The following is an 18,536-nucleotide window of genomic DNA, read 5'->3' as shown; positions in this document are numbered from 1 at the left end:
CAACGATGGTTTCTCAAAACGTAGCTAGGTGTTTCGTTGGCACGCACCAAACCGGGAATTAACGAAACACTCGTTACCAATAATGGTGCAACGGTTTCGCAACGCACAGGCATCCATGACGTTTGGCGATTCGTTGCTGTAGCATCCGCTAGCGTCGACACCGCCCACCGCCACCACGGGGCGTCAGGAAATATTGGAGATTGCTGATCTATGGCCAGAATGGGCGCTGAATTACGCAGGCAGGATTTCGTTGAAGCGACGGTCAAGGTGATTGCCGAACACGGCGTCGCCAATGCGACTACCCGGCGCATTGCGGCGGCGGCCGGTTGTCCCTTGGCATCGTTGCACTACGTGTTCCACACCAAGAACGATCTCTTTTATGCAGTCTACGAATCGCTGTTCAATCTGCCTCATCAAGCCCTGGAGCATGTGCCTGCCGGGACGACAGCCGCTGAAACCGCGGCGGAAGTTTTACGGCAATTGATCACGTGGTTCATCGACCATCCGGACGCGGCCAAGGCGCAGATAGAGTTGTTCTTCTGGGCGATGCGCAATGACCTCGAAATGGCGAGCAAGATCTACTCAGTGGCCATCGAGGCGACGGAGCAGGCGCTGGAACGAGCCATGGGGGCTGAGTTGGAAGAGGCGTTTTTGAAGGCTGTGAGCCGACTGCTGATTCATCTGGTCGATGGGTTGACCATTGCGTGGTCTGCCCATGGCGATCTGCAACGCCTGAGGGCCGAAACCGAGACGGCTTGCACTGCGCTGGCCCTTTTGGTGGCCAGTCACTGAGTGGATCATCAGATGCTGCTGACCAGATGGCCGCCATCCACGGCCAGCACGCTGCCAGTCATGAATGTACCGGCGTCGCTCGCCAGCAGTAGAAAGGGGCCTGCCAGTTCGTGCAGCTCGCCCAATCGGCGCATGGGCACCAGCTCACGAATGTAGCTGTTGCCCTTGTCGCCGTCGAAAAAGTCTTCGTTCATTTCGGTCTTGAAGTAGCCCGGCGCGATGGCGTTGACCCGGATGTTGTACCGCGCAAGCTCCAGCGCCAGTGACTTGGTCAATTGCACCACGCCGGCTTTTGCGGCGCAGTAATGGCTGTAACCGGTTCCGACGCGCAATCCAAGAATCGAGGCAACGTTGACGATGCTACCGCCACGCCCGGCCTTGGCCAGCCGTTGCGCGGCGACCTGAGCCACCCGCCAGACACCGTCCAGATTGGTCGAAAGCATGGCGCGCCACTGCTCTTCACTGATCTCCAGCGGGCGCTGGCCGTTGCCAATGCCGGCGTTATTGAGGACCACGTCGACCACGCCGAAATGCGTCTGGGCAACATCGAAGGCCGCCTCGACGCTGGCCCGGTCAGTGACGTCGAGTGCGACCGACAGCGCCTGGCCGCTCTCCCACTCAATGTCCCTGGCCACTTGTTCAAGCCTTTCGAGGCGCCGCGCAGTCAGAACCACCCGGGCGCCGGCACGAGCGGCGACCCGTGCCAGGTGCGCACCGATGCCGCTGGAGGCACCGGTGATCAACACGGTTCGGTCGGCAAGGGAAAAGTTCTGGGCGAAATCGTGAGTCATCAATACACCTCGAAAAGAATGACGGTACGTCTTGCGCTAGCGCGTTTTACAGGCAGACAGGCCCCCTTCCTCCGGGTTCGGGCCAGGGTATGGGTGATGCGTGGTCGCCCTTATCCTGGCCCTCCCCCGGAGAAAGAGGATTTTTCAGATTTTTTCGATGCGACACTTGCCGGCGGCGACCAGACGCTCCAGCAGCGCCGCCGGTCGGAACCACATCTCGCCGTATTCGCCCTGCACGTGGCGATAGTGGAGGATGCGATTGAGCACCGTGTCCAGGCCCAACTGTTCTGCGTAATGCATCGGGCCGCCGAGATGGGCGGGAAATCCGTAGCCGTTGATCCACACCAGATCAATGTCGCTGGCGCGCAAGGCAATGCCTTCGTCCAGCAAGCGGATCCCCTCGTTGATCATCGTGAACAAGCAACGATCATGGATCTCCAGGTCTTCAATGCAACGCCGGGTAACGTTGAGTTCCCTGGCAAGCTGTTCGGCCAGCGTGACGATCTCTTTGTCTTCCGTACGGCTACGTCCTTCGTAGAGATAAAAGCCACGCCCACTCTTCTGACCGTATCGCCCCAAGGCATACAGTTCTTCAGCGAGGCAGCAATAGCTTTGGTCATGGGCAATGGCCGCGCGATTAGCCTCGCGCATCAAGAAACTCACATCGATACCGGCCAGATCCAGCATGCTGAATACACCCATGTTCAAATCCAGACCGGTCAGCACAGCATCGACCTGTGCCGGTGTCGCCCCCTCCAACACCAGGCGATGGGCTTCGCGGGCATAAGGTTCGAGCATGCGATTGCCAATAGAACCTGCGCCGTTCCCCGAGATGACCGGAAGCTTGCCGATACGCCCGGCGATGTCCATGGCGGTGGCCACCACGTCCGGCGCCGTGGCTTGGCAACGCACAATTTCCACCAGACGCATGACGTTGGCAGGAGTGAAAAAATGCAGACCAATCACATCTTGCGGGCGGGAAACGGTCGCCGCGAGCGCGTCGATATCGAGCGATGAGGTGTTGGTCGCGAGAATGACACCCGGCTTGCAGAACTTCTCCAGAGAGAGAAACACCTGCTGTTTGATTTCCATCTTCTCGCACACCGCCTCGATGACCAGGTCGGCATCAGACAGGTCTGCATAGTCGAGCGTGCCAAACAACAACTCCATCCGCTGTTGCACTTGTACGGCGCTCAGCTTTCCGCGCTTGACGCTAAGTTGATAGTTTTCGCGAACTCGCTCGAGGCCACGATTCAGCGTACGACCATCTAGGTCCATTAACGCCACGGGAATGCCGACATCGGCGAAGTTCATGGCGATACCACAACCGAGGGTGCCGGCACCGATTACCGCAATCTTGTTGATCTTGCGCAGTGCAACGGCTGCCTCGATCTGCGGAATACGCCGGGCTTCACGTTCAGCGAAGAACACATGGCGCAGCGCCCTGGACTGGCGTGACGCCTCAGCCTGCTTGAACAACGTCAGTTCCCGCACGAGCCCTTCTTCCATCGGCAACAGGCAGGCTGCTTCCAACGCAGAGAGCACCAGACGTGGCGCCAGACGGCTTTTCCAGCGGGGTTCATGCTCAACGCGGTAACGCGCGAGGAAATCATCCGGCAGGTCTTCGGCGGGGTTTGGCCAGGCCTCTGCCGGCCGCGCCGGGGCGCCGCAGTCGATCAGCTCATGGGCATAAGCACGCGCTTCATCCAGCAATTGCTCGGCACTGGTGGCGATGCGGTCGAGGATGCCTAGCATGCGAGCGCGCTCAGCATCGATCTGTTCACCGGACAGAATCAGGTTCAGTGCCGATTCGGCGCCGATCAGCCTGGGCAGGCGTTGAGTTCCGCCAGCGCCGGGTAACAGGCCCAGATTGATTTCCGACAGTCCCATGCGCGCGCCCGGCTCGCCAATCCGGTATCCACAGGCCAGGGCCAGCTCCAGCCCTCCTCCCAGCGCCAGTGTGCCGAGCGCGGCAACCAACGGTTTATGGATTTCGCTCAGGCGTGTCAGGGTGCCGGGCAAGCTGGGTTCGGCAAAGCAGGCCTCGGTGCCAAACTCCTTGATATCGGCACCGGCACTGAACAGCCCCTGTGCGCCATAGAGAATAATGGCCCCCACGGTAATGTCGGCAGCAGCGCGCTCGCAGGCATTGATGAGAGCTGCGCGCAATGACTGATCGAGTGCGTTGACCGGTGCACGGTTCAGGCCTATCAGGGCCAGACCGTCTTCGACACGGTAGTGGATGAGGTCGCACATTGGGGAGCCCTTACTGGCATTTCCAGGGTATTGAAATCGGCGTTCTTCAGCTCGGAAACGGCGGTTTATCAAAAACTTCTGAAGACTTCGCCCATGCTGGCGACGGGATAATTCGGCTGGGAGACCGCCACGTGCCTGGATACCGCGGAGCCAAAAGCGCCATAGGAACCCCGCGAGTAGAAGCTATGAATGGAGTAAATGGCGAGTGAGATCAGGGTCACGGCCAGGCAGGAAAAAAGAATCGGGCGCATCGGAAACCTCCGTCATCTGGCGGGAGCCAAATGCAGTGTCTTTTGTTATTGAGGGTTTCGATTCTGGGTACTGGCAGATGCAAAAGCTTGGCAGATCACGCCATGTTTTTTGCAGATCATGACACTCAAAAACATTATTGATGTGGGCAACCTTGAGAGCCACAACTGAGCAAATAATGTCTCAAATGAAGTAATCTCCTCCTGTTCTGTGGTTTTCGTTGCAGTAATGAGCTTTTCCTGCACAATTCCAGCATTGAAATTCGATCCGAGACCTACTGATGTCCCTGACTCCCCAAGACGAAAGACTCATCAAGGCGTTGGCTCTGGCCATCGTTGATCGCCCTCGTGCGACGCTCAAGGAACTGGCTGAAGCCGCTGGCGTGAGCAAGGCCACCCTGCACCGCTTTTGCGGCACCCGTGACAACCTGGTGCAGATGATGGAAAGCCATGGAGAGACGGTGCTCAACCAGATCACCACCACGACCGACCTGTTGCACGGCGAGCCGGTGGAAGCGCTGCGAAGTCTGATCAATGAGCACTTGGCGCATCGTGAAATGCTGGTCTTCCTGCTCTTTCAGTATCGCCCCGACACCTTCGCGGTAAATGGCGAAGGTGATCGTTGGCAGTCTTATGCAGATGCCCTTGATGCATTCTTTCTGCGCGGCCAGCAATTGGGCGCCTTCCGCATTGATGTCACCGCTGCGGTCTTCACTGAACTGTTCCTGACCATGATCTTCGGCATGGTCGATGCGGAACGCCGTGGGCGCGCGGCAAGTGCCAACTCAGCCAATGTGCTGGAGCAGATGTTCCTGCATGGCGCTGCCTGCGTAGTACGTCCCCAATAATCCCTACTCCTCACTCCTCCAAAAAAAGAGCCCCGCGACCTGACGGTCCACGGGGCTAAAAAAACAGGTTGGATGCGCCAACCCAAGGAGCGCTTGCCAGCGTCTTATCTGGCCATTGCTTGCGATGACCATCCCCCGCCCAGCGAGCGGAACAGATCGACCAAGGCAATCTGGCGCTGAGTGCTGACCTCAATGAATGCCGTCTCGTTGACGAAGCTGGCGCGCTGGGCGTCGAGGTAACGCAGGTGACTGTCGATGCCGCCTTCATAACGGGCCTTGGCCAGTTTCAGCGTCTCGCTGCTGGTATTGGCCAGCGCGCGTCGGGCGGCTTCCTCCCGGCGCAAGGTGTCGGTAGCGGCCAGTGCATCGGCGACCTCGCGGAACGCCGTCTGAATCGTGCCCTCATACGCCGCCACCGCAGAGTCCTTGCGGGCTTCGGCCAGACTCAACCCCGCTCGATTGCGTCCGGCATCGAACAACGGCAACGACAGGTTGGGGACAAAGCTCCAGGAACGTGATCCACCGTCGAACAAACCGGACATTTGCGCGCTGGAGGTGCCGAAGCTGCCCGTCAGACTGATACGCGGGAAGAACGCCGCGCGCGCCGCACCAATGTCAGCATTGCGCGCCTGCAGACGATGCTCGGCGGCGAGAATGTCCGGTCGGCGTTCGATCAGCGTCGAGGTGGTGTCAGGCGCGATGTCTTGAACCAGCATCGGCTCCTTCTGCAACCGTTCGGGAATCGACTTCGCCGCATCTTTGGTGCCGAGCAACAGAACCAGCGCGTTAAAGGCCTGTTGCTTCTGCCGCAGATTGCTTTCCTGCTCTGCGCGCGATTGCTCCACCAATCCCAGTGCTTCCTGGTAATCCAGCGCGGTCGCCGTACCGTTCGAGCGGCGCTGGCTGATCAGGACAAACGAGTACTCGCGGCTGATTAGGGTTTGTTGCGTCAGATCCAGACGACGTTGGGCGCCATCGTGAACCAGATAAGCCTGGCTGACCTCGGCGATCAGTGCGATCTGCGCCGCGCGTGCGGCTTCTTCGGTGGCCAGGTACTCTTGCAACGCGGAGTCACTGAGGCTCTTCACCCGACCGAACAGATCCAACTCGTACTCAGGCAGCGACAGGCCGACCTGATAGTTGCTGGCAACGCCCGCCCGGCCGTCGTTGGCCAAATCCGCCGGCAAGCGCTGGCGATTGCCCGCTGCGTTGGCATTCAACCCCGGTACCCGGTCGGCACGCTGGATGCGGTATTGCGCCCGGGCCTGCTCGATATCCAGAAGCGTCTGGCGCAGTGAGCGGTTGTTCTCGAGAGCGATCACCACCAGGCGGCGCAGGTCGGGATCGACGATAAACGTCTGCCACACCAGTTGGTTGATCGGACTGCCCTGCTTCATCGACTCACCCGCCCAGTTATCCGCAACCGGCGCAACGGGCCGCTCATAAGTGGGCGCCAACGAGCAACCACCCAGCAGCATGGCGATCACCAGCGTAGAAAAAGCTGAAATACGCATGAGTCACTCCTGAGTCAAAGCGGGTTGTTCAATGGGGGCCGGTTTACTACGCAGCATCGATAGCACCCAGACAAAACAGATCGGTACGAACAGCACACCCAGCAACGTCGCGCTGAGCATGCCGCCGATCACACCGGTACCGATTGCACGCTGACTCGCCGCCCCGGCCCCGGTCGCCAACGCCAGCGGCACAACGCCGAGGATGAAAGCCATGGAGGTCATGACAATCGGCCGGAAGCGCAGGCGTACGGCCTCGATGGCAGCATCGCGCAGGCTGTAACCTTTCTCCCAACGTTCTTTGGCGAACTCGACGATGAGGATTGCGTTCTTCGCTGCCAGACCGATGATGGTGATCAGGCCAACCTTGAAGTACACGTCGTTAGGCATGCCGGCGACCATCACCGCGAGTACCGCACCGATGGCACCGATCGGCACGATCAGCATCACGGTCAGGGGAATTGCCCAACTTTCATAGAGTGCGACCAGCAACAGGAACACCACCAGGATCGCGAGCGCGAACAGTTGCGTCGCCTGACCGCTGGAGACCTTTTCCTGATACGACAGCCCGGTCCACTCGTAGCTGAAACCCGCCGGCAATTGCGCGGCGATTCGCTCCATTTCCGCCATGGCTTCACCGGTGCTATATCCCGGCCCGGCATCACCGACGATTCGGATCGACGGATAACCGTTGTAGCGCACCAGTTGCACCGCACCTTCCTCCCAGTGGGTGGTGACGAAGGCGCTGAGCGGCACCAGATTGCCCGCGCTGTTGTGCACGTACAGTTTGAGCACGCTTTCCGGGGTCATCCGGTCGCCCTGCTCGGCCTGCACCACCACACGCTGCTGACGGCCAGCGTTGGTGAAGTCGTTGATCACCTCCGAACCGAACGCGGCTGACAATGCACGGCTGATCGACTCGAAACTCACACCCAGGGTGCGGGCCTTGTCACGGTCGATCACCACCCGCAATTGCGGCGACTCGGCCAGGCCTTCCATCATTGCGTAGAGGATTTTCGGGTTGCCATTGGCCTGCCCTAACAACTGATCGCGGGCTGCGATCAATGCTTCGCGGCCCAGGCCGGCGCGATCCTGCAGGCGCAGCGCAAAACCGCCGGAGTTGCCCAGGCCATCAATCGGTGGCGGAGGCACCGCCATCACTGCACCGTCGTTGGTCACGGCAAATTGCTCGTTCAGCGCCATGACTTCCGCCATGGCCGATTGATCTTCGCCACGCAGCGACCAGTCCTTGAACACCGGGAATGCCAGCGCGGCGTTATCGCCCATCCCGGAGAAACTGAAGCCCGACACCAGGAACGTCGACTGGACCGCGTCACGGGAGGCAAGATACCGCTCCAATTGTTCACCGGTGGCTTCGGTACGGGTACGGGTCGCGCCCGGTGGCAACTGGACGTCGACGATCATGTAGCCCTGGTCCTCCACGGGCACAAACGACTCCGGCAAGCGCAGATAGAAGTAACCGAGCATCGCAATGATGCCCACGTACACCAACATCATCCGGCCGGCACGCGACACCAGCCCGTTGTTCAGGATCGAGTAACGCTCGGTGAGCCGGGCAAAGCCACGGTTGAAGGCGCCGAAGAAACCGCGCTTTTCATGGTGTCCCTGAGGAATCGGCTTGAGCAGCGTGGCACACAGCGCCGGAGTGAACGTCAGCGCCAGGAAGCCCGAGAACAGAATCGACACTGCCAGCGACACCGAGAACTGCTGATAGATCACACCCACCGAGCCGGACATGAACGCCAGTGGCATGAACACCGCCGACAGCACCAGGGTGATGCCGATGATCGCTCCCGATACTTGTCCCATCGCTTTGACCGTGGCGTCGACCGGTGACAGCCCCTCCTCGGCCATGATCCGTTCAACGTTCTCCACGACTACGATGGCGTCGTCCACGAGAATGCCGATCGCGAGCACCATGCCGAACATGGTCATCATGTTCACCGAGAAGCCCAGCAGATACATCATCAGCAGCGTGCCCAGCAGACACACCGGCACCACAATCGACGGGATCAACGTGTAGCGGATGTTCTGCAGGAACAGGAACATCACCAGGAATACCAGCACCATCGCCTCGATCAAGGTATGGATCACCTTCTCGATAGCGACATCGACGAAACGCGAAGTGTCGTAGGGGACGGAATATTCCACGTCGTCCGGGAAATAGGCGGACAGTTCGGCCAGGCGTTCCTTGACGGCCGTCGCGGTCTTGATCGCGTTGGCGCCGGGGGACAATTGGATCGCCGCCGCCACCGCCGGTCTGCCGTTCAGACGCGAGTTGAAGTTGTAACTTTCCTGGCCGACTTCCACGCGAGCGACATCCGCCAGTTTGACCGTCGAGCCGTCCTCGTTGGCGCGCAGAACGATGCGTGCGAACTCTTCCGGATTATCCAGAGTACCTTTCACCGCCAGCGTGGCAGTCAGTTCCTGCTGGCTGTTGGTCGGCGTACTGCCGAAGCTGCCGGCCGGCACCTGCACGTTCTGCCCGCGGATGGCTGTGCTCACGTCATCGATGGACAGCCCGTAACCCACCAGTTTCTGCGGGTCGATCCAGACGCGCATGGCTGCTTCAGAGGAGAAGAATTGCAGCTTGCCGACGCCCGGAACCCGGCGCAGTTCGTTGTTGATGTTGCGTGCGGCATAGTCACCCAGAGCGGTCGTATCGCTGTGCTGGGTGCCTTCCTTGTAGTTGAGCGCATAGATCAGCAGGAAACCGGCACTGGTCTGTTCTACCTCCAGACCTTGGGTGAGCACCGCCTGCGGCATACGTGCTTCGGCCTTTTTCAGGCGGTTTTGTACATCCACCTGGGCCAGCTGCGGATCAGTGCCTGGCTGGAAAGTGACCACAATCTCGGCAATGCCGTTGGAGTTGTTGGTCGACTCAAAATAGAGCAGGTCCTTGGCGCCATTGAGCGACTCTTCGATCACGCTGGTGACCGAGTCCACCAACACTTTCGCCGAGGCACCAGGATAGGTAGCCGTAACCCTGATTTGCGGCGGCGCGACATTGGGGTACTGCGCCACCGGCAGCATCGGGATGACCAGCAGACCAGCCAGAGAGATGAACAACGCCACCACCCAGGCAAAGTTCGGGCGCTTGATGAAAAACTGAGACATCGGAATATCCTCGCGGCGACTGCGCCCTTACTGTTTCGACTCAGGCAGCTGAGCCTGGGCGTGAGACTGGCCCGGTGCGACCTTGGCGCCCGGTTGCAGGCCGGCAAGTCCGCCGACAATCACCTGATCGCCCGCCTTCAATCCCTCACTGATCTGCCAGCGCGAACCCTGCATGGCACCGGTGACCACATTGCGTGACTCGACCCGGTCGTCTGCGCCTACCACCATCACCTGGGCGCCGCCATCGCTGCCGCGTTGCACCGAGCGTTGCGGCACGAGAATGGCCTGGTTGTCAGTGCCTTGTGGCGTGCGCACGCGCACAAACATGCCCGGCAACAGGACACCGTCGGTATTGGCAAACTTGCCGCGCAACGATACCTGGCCGGTGCCACGATCCACCGCGACATCGGTAAACATCAGTGCACCCTGGCGCTCGTAGGGTGTGCCCTCGACACGAATCGACAGCGCCTTGTTGTCGTCGGCGGAGAGCTTTCCGCCCTTGAGCGATTCGCGCAGACGCAGTGCGTCGGCCGCCGACTGGGTGAAATCGACATACACCGGATCAAGCTGTTGAATCCGCGCCATCAACGTCGCGTCCCCCTGACCGACCAGGGCACCTTCGGTTACCAGTGCACGGCCGACGCGGCCAGAAATCGGCGCAGTCACCGAGGCATAACCGAGGTTCAGCCGGGCGCTTTGCAGATCGGCCTGGGCCGAACGGGTTGCCGCCTGAGCACTGCGCAGGTCAGCCATGGCACTGTCGAAATCCTGTTGGCTGACCGCCTCGATCTTCACTAGCGGTTCATAGCGCTTGACCCGTGCCTGTGCCTCAAGCGCAACGGACTGGGTGCGGGCCAGTTCACCTTCGGCGCGCGATAAAGCCGCTTTGAGCGGCGCCGGGTCGATCTGGAACAGCAGGTCCCCGGCTTTGACGTCAGCGCCCTCTTCAAAACGTTTTTGCATCACGATGCCGGGCACCCGTGCGCGCACTTCAGCGACCCGCATGGGTTCCACCCTGCCCGGCAGCTCCGAAGTCAGCGCCAAAGGCTCAGTCTTCACCGCCAGCACTTCTACCGGGCGCGCCACTTCGGCCACACCCGCTTGTTCATTCGCCGGCCCACATCCTGCCAGCGCAATGGCTACTGCCAGCGAGCCCGCCATCCTTACTGCACGCAAATTGCCCATAACTCACCCAAGGCTTGATTGAATTTGGTGCGGATGCTACTTTCTAAACCCTAATGAGTCAAATATGTCTCATATGAGAAATATGTGAACCTTATATGAACATCGCTTGAGGCTTGGTGATGAACCCGATTTCCCATGATGAACACCTGCTCAAGACGCTGACCGTGGCGGTCGTCAACCGACCGCGGGCAACGATGAAAGAGTTGGCGCAATTGGCAGGCGTGAGCAAGGCGACCCTGCACCGCTACTGCGGAACACGGGAAAACCTGGGGCAGCAACTGGAGGAATACGCCGAGGGCACGCTCAATCTGATTATCCGCAGCGCCGGTTTACAGCACCTGGAACCGCTGGACGCGCTACGCCGATTGATCCGGAAGCATCTCGCCCATCGCGAACTGCTGGCCTTTCTGATGGCGCAATACCGCCCTGACTTCCTTGACTTTGAACGGGGTGACACACGCTGGCAGTTTTACCTGGAGGCGCTGGATGGGTTCTTCCTGAGAGGCCAGCAAAAAGGGTTGTTTCGCATCGACATCACCGCAGCGATTTTTACCGAGCTGTTCATCACGTTGGTCTATGGCCTGGTGGATGCCGAACAGCGCGGGCGTGCCGCCAATGCTGATTCGGCACGAACGCTCGAGCAGATGTTCCTGCATGGAGCGCTGTCTGGCGGCGAGTTCCGCGAGCACTCATCTGTGCAGGAAAGAACGCTTTAATCCTCAGAAATGCGTGAAGACATCGCTGATGCTGGCAACCGGTGGGTGATTGGTATGATGAACAACAGTGTGGTTAGCGGGCCGAGGCTGAAAATAAAGCGCACCCGAAATCAGCGCGAGCACCAGGAAAACGAACAGGAACCGACGCATCGAATACCTCCATCGTCCGGCCTTGGGCCGAACGCAGGTCTTTTGTTATTGGTGGTTCGAGTCTGGTCTCGGAACAAGGGTGAAAGCTTTGCAAATCGCGCCAGAGATTTTGCAAATCGTGCCAGTACTCCTCAGGCCAAAGGCTGTGCTTCATTCGGGGGGGCGAGATAATGTCCACTGTCCGTGGCACTGCTCTGCTGGGGTTCAAGGAGTTCTCTGTCAGTCAGGGCATCGATCCGGATTCGGCGCTGGCTGAGGTTCATCTGCCCGAAGACCCGCTGAATGCTCAACTATCCGGCGCGCAGTTCAACGCCTTGGTCGAGTTGTGTGCGGTGCGTTCGAACAATCCCCTGTTCGGCTTACAGTTTGGCTTGCGCCAGGGCACGCAAAGTCTCGGCACCCTGCTGTACGCCATGCGCAGTACAGCCCATGTGGGCGAGGCGCTGAATCTGCTGACACGTTATTTCCATATACATAGCGACGGCGCGCTAGTGCGCCTTGAACGCCAGGCCGGCAGTGCCCTGCTTTTGTACGAAGTCACTGACGGAACGTTGGTCTCGGTACGTCAGACGGTGGAGTTGGCGATGGGAATTGCCGCTTGCTTGCTCCGCGAACTGCTGGGACACGCCTGGAAACCGAGAGCTCTGATGTTGCGCCACTGTGCTCCGGCCAACCGCATTGCCTATCGCGCGCTGCTGGGTGTCCCCCCGCGCTTTGACAGTCCCTTCAATGCCTGGGTCTTTGATGAGTCATTGCTGGCGATACCTCTGGAAGCGACAGACACCAGGTGTCAGCAATTGGCCCAGCAACACATTGACGAGCTTGCGCGCGTGACGCTGCAAGAGTTGCCGTCTTACGTGCAAAAACGGCTGCGTAATGAACTTGCCAATGGCCCGGTCACGCTTCGCGACATGGCGGTGTACATGATGATCAGCCCGCGCACCTTGCAACGCTATCTTCGGGCGCAAGGCACGCGATTTCAGGAACTGCTGGACGACACGCGCCAGGCGATGGCCGCGCGCTACCTCTGCGATTCGTCGATCAACCTTACGCAACTGGGAAGCCTGCTGGGTTATGCCGATCTGAGCACATTTTCCCGCGCCTTCACTCGCTGGTACGGCATCAGCCCGCAAAAGTGGAAGCAGCGCATGCAGCACACTCATCGGTAAATGACATGCCTTCCAATCCGTTCATTCGTGCACTCAGCCTGGCGGGATTCGATCAATTCGCCCGGCGTCAAGGCCTGGACCCGAGCCAGATGCTGCGTCGGGCTTCTGTGCCTGTGGCTTCTCTGCAGCGCCCGGAAGATATCCTGTCCTTCCAGCACTATTGCGGCTTGCTGGAGCTGTGCCAACAGCGTTCGAATACCCCGTTGTTCGGCCTGGAATTTGGGCTCTATCAAGGGGTCGACGTCTTCGGTGATATTTTTTTCCTGATTCACAACGCCCGAACCATCGGCGATGCCTTGCTCGAGCTGCGCGCCAATTTCGCGCTGTACAACGGCGCGGCGCACATCGATCTGGAGGTTTTCGAGGGCGTTGCTTTGCTTGGCTACCGGACCGATGAGGCGGCGATTGGCGGATTGCCTCAAGCAGAAGAACTGGCGTGTGGTGTCGGTCTACAACTGATGCGAACCTTGGCCGGGGATCAATGGCAACCCGAGGCGGTAATGCTCCGTCATCCCCCCCTTGCAGATGAGCGGGTCTATCGGCAGGCGCTGGGTATCACACCGACCTTCTCTGCAGCGCACACTGGTCTGCTATTCGACGCATGCGTGCTGGCGCAGCCGCTGGATTGCGCCAGCGAAACCCTGCATCAACTCATCGCTCAACATCTGTCGGGCATGGAACGCTTGTCGGCAGACGAGATGCCCGGCTACATCAGACAATTGCTGCGCAATCTGTTGCCTAGCGGTCGTGCGACGATCGATAGAGTGGCCGACTGCATGGCAGTCAACCCGCGGACCTTGCAACGCCATTTGGCTCAAGAAGGCACGTCATTTCAGCAGTTGCTGGATGAGACACGCCAGCAATTAGTGCGCAATTACCTGCAGGTCCCGACGATCAGTCTGACGCAAGTGGCGCATCTGCTGGGTTATGCCGATGTCAGCACATTCTCGCGTGCGTTCCATCGCTGGTTTGGTGTGTCCGCGCTGGAATGGTGCAGGCAGTCGGGGTTTAGCAGGCAGCCGTTGCTGCTTCAGAGCCGAGTGAAGGATCGGTCGTGAACGTATCCAGTGTGCATGCACTCAAATTGGGTCGAAATCGGCAGATCGGACGATAGGCTTCGGGAACAGCAACATTAGCCTCAATTACTTATCCAATTCTCGCGTCAGTTAGCCCAAAAGTGTTGCGTATGAACAAGTAATTTCATGCAACAAAACCGGATTTCGACTTATCGCAACATGGATATGTAATATTTTTCTAAAAAAACAATAAATTCAAAGAGTAATGAATCGCACAACCATCCGAACATTCCTACTATCGCCAACATTATGTTTCAGGATTGGCCCCGTTTCACACGGCTTTGCACACAGCGTTTTGAACGCTCGGAAGTAAATCATTGAAACAATGGCTCCGTCCCCGCTTCAATAAATTACTTCCGCCGGATCAGTCTGCTTGCACCGTGAACTGATGCTGTTCACCCAGCCCCTCGATACCCAGACGCATGGTCTGACCCGGACGCAGAAAGATCGGATGGGGTTTGATTCCCAGCCCCACGCCTGGTGGCGTCCCAGTCGAAATAACGTCACCGGGCTGCAAGCTCATGCAGCGGCTCAGGTAGGCAATCAGTTGCGGCACATTGAAGATCAGAGTCCGCGTATTACCTTTCTGATAGCGGTGTCCGTCGACTTCCAGCCACAGGTCCAGCGTGTGCGGATCAGCGATTTCATCTTGAGTGACCAACCATGGGCCGATAGGACCGAACGTATCGAAGCCTTTGCCTTTGTCCCAGGTGCCGCCGCGCTCCAATTGCCATTCGCGCTCCGACACATCGTTGATGACGCAATAGCCGGCGACGTGCTCCATAGCGTTCGCTTCATCAATGTAGCGCCCGCCTTTACCGATGACGACACCCAGTTCGACTTCCCAGTCGGTCTTGAGCGAGCCACGCGGGATCTGGATGTCGTCATTCGGGCCGCAGATGGCGCTGGTCCATTTGTTGAAGATGATCGGCTCTGTTGGCACGTCCATATTGGACTCGGCCGCATGGTCGGCGTAGTTCAAACCGATGCAGATGAACTTGCCGACCTGCCCGACGCAAGCGCCGATACGTGGCTGGCCCGCAACGATTGGCAAGCTGTGCGGATCGATCGCGGCAAGCGCTGCCAGGCTGTCCGGGCTCAGGGCCTGCCCGGCGATATCCGGCACATGGCCCGAGAGGTCGCGGATTTGATTGTCGGCATCGAGCAAGCCAGGTTTCTCCGACCCTTTTTCGCCATAACGCAATAGTTTCATGGTGTTCTCCTGCCTGAATTGGACGTGCAAACCGGGTTTCAGATGCTCTAAAGATCAGAACGTGCCGGGGTAGCTGCCGCCGTCCAGCAACAGGTTTTGCCCGGTGAGGAAACCGGCCTGGGCGCTGCAGATGAACGCGCAGTAGGCGCCAAACTCATCGGGCTGGCCGAAGCGCTGGGCCGGCACATGTTTGCGCCGCTGTTCACTGATGTTCTCGACGCTGGTGCCATTGCCCTCGGCCGCAGCGCTCAGGGTTTTGTGCAAGCGCTCAGTTTCGAACGGGCCAGGCAGCAGATTGTTGATCGTCACGTTGTTCCCGGCCAGCCGCGACTGACGCGCGAGCCCGGCGATAAAACCGGTCAAGCCACTGCGGGCGCCGTTGGACAAACCCAGCACATCAATCGGTGCCTTCACCGCACCGGAGGTGATGTTGACGATACGCCCAAACCCGCGTTCGGCCATGCCATCGACGCAGGCCTTGATCAGCTCTATAGGTGTGAGCATGTTGGCGTCCAGCGCTTTGAGCCAGTCTTCGCGCTGCCAGTCGCGGAAGTCTCCAGGTGGCGGGCCACCGGCGTTATTGACCAGAATATCCACCTGCGGACACGCCGCCAGCATCTGTTCACGCACCGAGGGTTCGCTGATGTCCCCGGCCACGGTGCGCACTTCCACACCCAGGCTGCGCAATTCGGTGGCGGCGGCCTGCAAGGTATCTTCGCCGCGAGCGTTGATCACCAGGTTGACGCCCTCCTTCGCAAGCGCCCGCGCGCAGCCCAGGCCCAAGCCTTTGCTGGCGGCGCAGACAATCGCCCAGCGCCCCGATATTGCCAAATCCATGACGATGCTCCCCACAGTTGGAAAATCTTACGTTACCACTGCCGCTGACTAGCGTTTCACGCTTGCGATACGCCAGATCTTGTTCCCGACATCATCGGCAACCAACAACGCGCCGCGCTGGTCCAGCGTTACGCCCACTGGACGCCCTTGCGCTTCACCGTCAGCATTGAGAAACCCGGTCAGGAAATCAACCGGCATTCCTGCGGGCTTGCCATCGCTGAACGGGATGAACACCACCTTGTAGCCCGCCTGCGGGTTGCGGTTCCACGAGCCATGCTCGCCAATGAAAACGCCCTGAGCGAAGTTCTCCGGCATTGCCCGCGAATCCGAGAATGCCAGGCCCAGCGGCGCTACGTGAGTCCCCAGTGCGTAATCCGGGGCGATGGCCTCGGCCACTTTATCCGGGCGCGGCGGTTCAACGCGGGTGTCGACGTGGGCGCCGTAGTAGCTCCACGGCCAGCCGTAGAAGGCCCCCTCCTTCACTGACGTCAGGTAATCGGGCACCAGATCGCTGCCGATTTCGTCTCGCTCATTGACCACCGTCCACAGCTGTGTCGTACCTGGCTTCCAGGCCAGCCCGTTGGGATTGCGCAGGCCGTTGGCAAACAGACGCTTGCTGCCGTTCTTGACGTCGACCTCCCAAATTGCGGCGCGGCCTTCTTCCGAATCGAGACCGTTCTCGCCGACATTGCTGTTGGAGCCCACCGTGACATACAACCGGGTACCTTCAGGGTTGGCCAGCACGTTCTTGGTCCAGTGGTGATTGATGCCCGAAGGCAGATCAGTGACCTTAACCGGCAGCGCTTTTATCTCGGTCTGGCCTTCGCTGTAAGGCACTTTGACCAAGGCATCGGCGTTGGCGATGAACAACTCATTGCCCACCAGCGCCATGCCGAACGGCGAAGTCAGACCGGTCATGAATTCGGTTCGTACCTCGGCGTGACCGTCGCCGTCGACATCGCGCAACAAGGTGATCCGGTTGGCGCTCGGGGCATCGGCCCCCACGCGGCCCATCACAAACCCCATCGCCGTGCGGCGCACCCAGGCGATCGGGCCAGTACCGCCATCGGTGGCCCCTTCCGGCATCGGCGGGTGGTTGCTTTCGGCGACCAGTACATCGCCGTTAGGCAATACATAGAGCCAGCGCGGGTGGTCGAGGTTTTCAGCCAGGGCGGTCACGGCGAAACCGGCGGGCGCCGTGGGGCGATCCTGGCCCGACCAACCCACCGCTTTTGAAACTTTCAAGGTGGGAATCAGCGAAGTGACGGGCTCGGGCAACTGCGGGGCCGGGCCGACGCCGGCCTGTGGTGGCAGCTTGGAGGATTCACCACAGGCAGTGAGTAGCGCGGCAGTGGTCATCAAGAGCGCGAGCCGGTTGGGCACATTCATGTTGGAACCTCGCAGTGGCCATCCGTGGGCCGATTATTGGGCAGGCAAAATCCCGCGGAGTATTGCGATGCAGATCTCTTTCAAACACCGCATCTGCCGCAAATCACATTTGCCTTAATCGCACGAATGCTCACTTCCAGACGCAGGCATTATCCCGAATGCCCGTTTCTACCGGCCCTGGCCTGAAGTGGGGTTCAACAATGCCTCTCGCAGCAAGCGCGCCGCCGGCGAGTCGGGTACGCCTTTGCGCGATACCAGTTCGTAGGGCTCGCTGCGTGAGGTGATGGGCAGCGGCAGTGTGGTGGTGAAGCCGTAGCCAGAGCAGAACTTCGCCACGTCGGTCGACACCAGCGCGACCAGGGTCGGGTTTTCCTGGAGCAGCGACAAGGTGGCGAAAGCCGAGGTGGTTTCCAGCAGGTGCACCGGGAACCGCAGGTCGGCCTCGTGAAATTCGCGCTCCAGCAACAACCGCATCGGCATGTTGGCGCGATAGACGACCCAGCGGTAATCCACCAGGTCCTTGAGCGACAACTGCCTGGCGTAGGCGAATGGATGTTGGGTGCTGGCGATCACCGCCAGGGTTTCTTCGACGAATGTCGAGCTCTCATACAAGTAGGGCGTGGTGCTGATGGTGGTACGGCAGATCGCAAGGTCCAGGCGCCCGGCGTCGAGCTGACTGAGCAGCGCGGCGCTGGTGTCTTCGACGATCTCGATCGACAGCTTCGGGTTGTCGGCGATCACCCGGCTGATCGCGGTGGTCAACAGCGGCACGGCGCCCATGATGGTGCCGACCGACACCCGTCCGCCCTCCCCACTCATGATGCCGATGATCTCTTCGCGCAAGTGCGCGAGGTCGGTCTGGATCAGCCGTGCGTAGCGGATCACCGAACGCCCGGCATCGTTCGGTTCAAGCCCGCGGTTAGTGCGGGTGAACAGCGAAGTGCCGAAGGTGGTTTCAATTTCCTGCAGGGCTTTGCTGGCGCCAGGCTGGGTCAGCGCGACCTGCTTGGCCGCGCCGAGCAAGGAGCCGTGCTCATCAAGGGCTATCAGCAAACGCAGCTGCTTGATGTGCAGGCGGGACATGATCGAATTGAGTGATGGCGTCATCAGGGTTAACTAAAAGTTATAGAGGTATCGAAAGTTGTCAGTATCGAGGCTTGCCGCGACGGCCCTATAGTCCACCCCACAACCAGGCAATGCAATGGGTTTGACCCGAG

At 59.7% G+C, this 18,536-nt stretch carries 16 protein-coding genes; 5 read left to right on the top strand and 11 right to left on the bottom strand.

Translation table 11 applies throughout. From position 1 onward, the window contains the following. The first annotated feature begins 210 nt into the window (after positions 1-210). Entirely contained in the window at positions 211-792 is a 582-nt protein-coding gene (locus JUI81_RS00650) for a TetR/AcrR family transcriptional regulator (RefSeq protein WP_204123377.1), read from the top strand. An 8-nt stretch (positions 793-800) separates the two neighbouring features. Here JUI81_RS00650 and JUI81_RS00645 read toward each other — a convergent pair whose 3' ends face one another. From JUI81_RS00645 to JUI81_RS00635, 3 genes are all read right to left on the bottom strand, one after another. After that, on the bottom strand, positions 801-1,583 hold the full coding sequence (locus JUI81_RS00645) for an SDR family NAD(P)-dependent oxidoreductase (protein WP_064617855.1): 783 nt from the start codon (positions 1,581-1,583) through the stop codon (positions 801-803). 144 nt (positions 1,584-1,727) lie between these two features. After that, a complete protein-coding gene (locus tag JUI81_RS00640) occupies positions 1,728-3,839 on the bottom strand; it encodes an enoyl-CoA hydratase/isomerase family protein (RefSeq protein ID WP_204123376.1) in 2,112 nt (703 codons plus the stop codon). Between the two features lie 68 nt (positions 3,840-3,907). Continuing rightward, positions 3,908-4,090, bottom strand: coding sequence for a hypothetical protein (locus JUI81_RS00635; protein WP_019578904.1), 183 nt, complete (start codon positions 4,088-4,090; stop codon positions 3,908-3,910). 278 nt (positions 4,091-4,368) lie between these two features. Here JUI81_RS00635 and JUI81_RS00630 point away from each other — a divergent pair, with 278 nt between their 5' ends. After that, on the top strand, positions 4,369-4,935 hold the full coding sequence (locus tag JUI81_RS00630; RefSeq protein WP_019578903.1) for a TetR/AcrR family transcriptional regulator: 567 nt from the start codon (positions 4,369-4,371) through the stop codon (positions 4,933-4,935). Between the two features lie 104 nt (positions 4,936-5,039). Here the strand turns inward: JUI81_RS00630 and JUI81_RS00625 are convergent, their stop codons facing one another. Genes JUI81_RS00625 through JUI81_RS00615 form a run of 3 tightly spaced genes read right to left on the bottom strand, consistent with a single transcriptional unit; the run spans position 5,040 to position 10,769 of the window. Then, positions 5,040-6,449, bottom strand: a complete 1,410-nt coding sequence (locus JUI81_RS00625) for an efflux transporter outer membrane subunit (RefSeq protein ID WP_019649715.1) — start codon at positions 6,447-6,449, stop codon at positions 5,040-5,042. A 3-nt stretch (positions 6,450-6,452) separates the two neighbouring features. Next, entirely contained in the window at positions 6,453-9,584 is a 3,132-nt protein-coding gene (locus JUI81_RS00620) for an efflux RND transporter permease subunit (RefSeq protein WP_204123375.1), read from the bottom strand. Between the two features lie 27 nt (positions 9,585-9,611). Then, a complete protein-coding gene (locus tag JUI81_RS00615; protein WP_026331644.1) occupies positions 9,612-10,769 on the bottom strand; it encodes a MexC family multidrug efflux RND transporter periplasmic adaptor subunit in 1,158 nt (385 codons plus the stop codon). 119 nt (positions 10,770-10,888) lie between these two features. Here JUI81_RS00615 and JUI81_RS00610 point away from each other — a divergent pair, with 119 nt between their 5' ends. After that, positions 10,889-11,485 (top strand): TetR/AcrR family transcriptional regulator, encoded by a 597-nt coding sequence (locus tag JUI81_RS00610; RefSeq protein ID WP_064617845.1) that lies wholly within the window; start codon positions 10,889-10,891, stop codon positions 11,483-11,485. Between the two features lie 3 nt (positions 11,486-11,488). On the opposite strand, the gene JUI81_RS00605 is transcribed toward JUI81_RS00610, so the two are convergent. Next, positions 11,489-11,635 (bottom strand): hypothetical protein, encoded by a 147-nt coding sequence (locus tag JUI81_RS00605; protein ID WP_204123374.1) that lies wholly within the window; start codon positions 11,633-11,635, stop codon positions 11,489-11,491. Between the two features lie 167 nt (positions 11,636-11,802). Between JUI81_RS00605 and JUI81_RS00600 the strand changes: the two genes are divergently transcribed. Next, positions 11,803-12,804 carry an AraC family transcriptional regulator gene (locus JUI81_RS00600; protein ID WP_204123822.1) on the top strand — a complete coding sequence of 334 codons (1,002 nt, stop codon included), beginning with the start codon at positions 11,803-11,805 and terminating at the stop codon, positions 12,802-12,804. A gap of 5 nt (positions 12,805-12,809) precedes the next feature. After that, positions 12,810-13,862, top strand: coding sequence for an AraC family transcriptional regulator (locus JUI81_RS00595; protein ID WP_019578896.1), 1,053 nt, complete (start codon positions 12,810-12,812; stop codon positions 13,860-13,862). Between the two features lie 382 nt (positions 13,863-14,244). Here JUI81_RS00595 and JUI81_RS00590 read toward each other — a convergent pair whose 3' ends face one another. The 4 genes from JUI81_RS00590 to JUI81_RS00575 all read right to left on the bottom strand — a co-directional run bounded on the left by JUI81_RS00590 (position 14,245) and on the right by JUI81_RS00575 (position 18,426). After that, positions 14,245-15,093 carry an ureidoglycolate lyase gene (locus JUI81_RS00590; RefSeq protein ID WP_204123373.1) on the bottom strand — a complete coding sequence of 283 codons (849 nt, stop codon included), beginning with the start codon at positions 15,091-15,093 and terminating at the stop codon, positions 14,245-14,247. A gap of 54 nt (positions 15,094-15,147) precedes the next feature. After that, the gene (locus JUI81_RS00585; protein ID WP_204123372.1) at positions 15,148-15,930 is read right to left on the bottom strand and encodes an SDR family oxidoreductase; all 783 of its coding nucleotides are present in this window, start codon (positions 15,928-15,930) and stop codon (positions 15,148-15,150) included. A gap of 48 nt (positions 15,931-15,978) precedes the next feature. Further along, positions 15,979-17,319, bottom strand: coding sequence for a sorbosone dehydrogenase family protein (locus JUI81_RS00580; protein ID WP_204123371.1), 1,341 nt, complete (start codon positions 17,317-17,319; stop codon positions 15,979-15,981). A 168-nt stretch (positions 17,320-17,487) separates the two neighbouring features. After that, complete coding sequence (locus JUI81_RS00575) at positions 17,488-18,426, bottom strand: LysR family transcriptional regulator (RefSeq protein ID WP_204123370.1); 939 nt, start codon at positions 18,424-18,426, stop codon at positions 17,488-17,490. Positions 18,427-18,536 lie beyond the last annotated feature (110 nt).

It is taken from the genome of Pseudomonas sp. 008 (assembly GCF_016861935.1).
Taxonomy (GTDB): Bacteria; Pseudomonadota; Gammaproteobacteria; order Pseudomonadales; family Pseudomonadaceae; genus Aquipseudomonas.
This window is presented reverse-complemented; position numbering and strand designations above follow the sequence as displayed.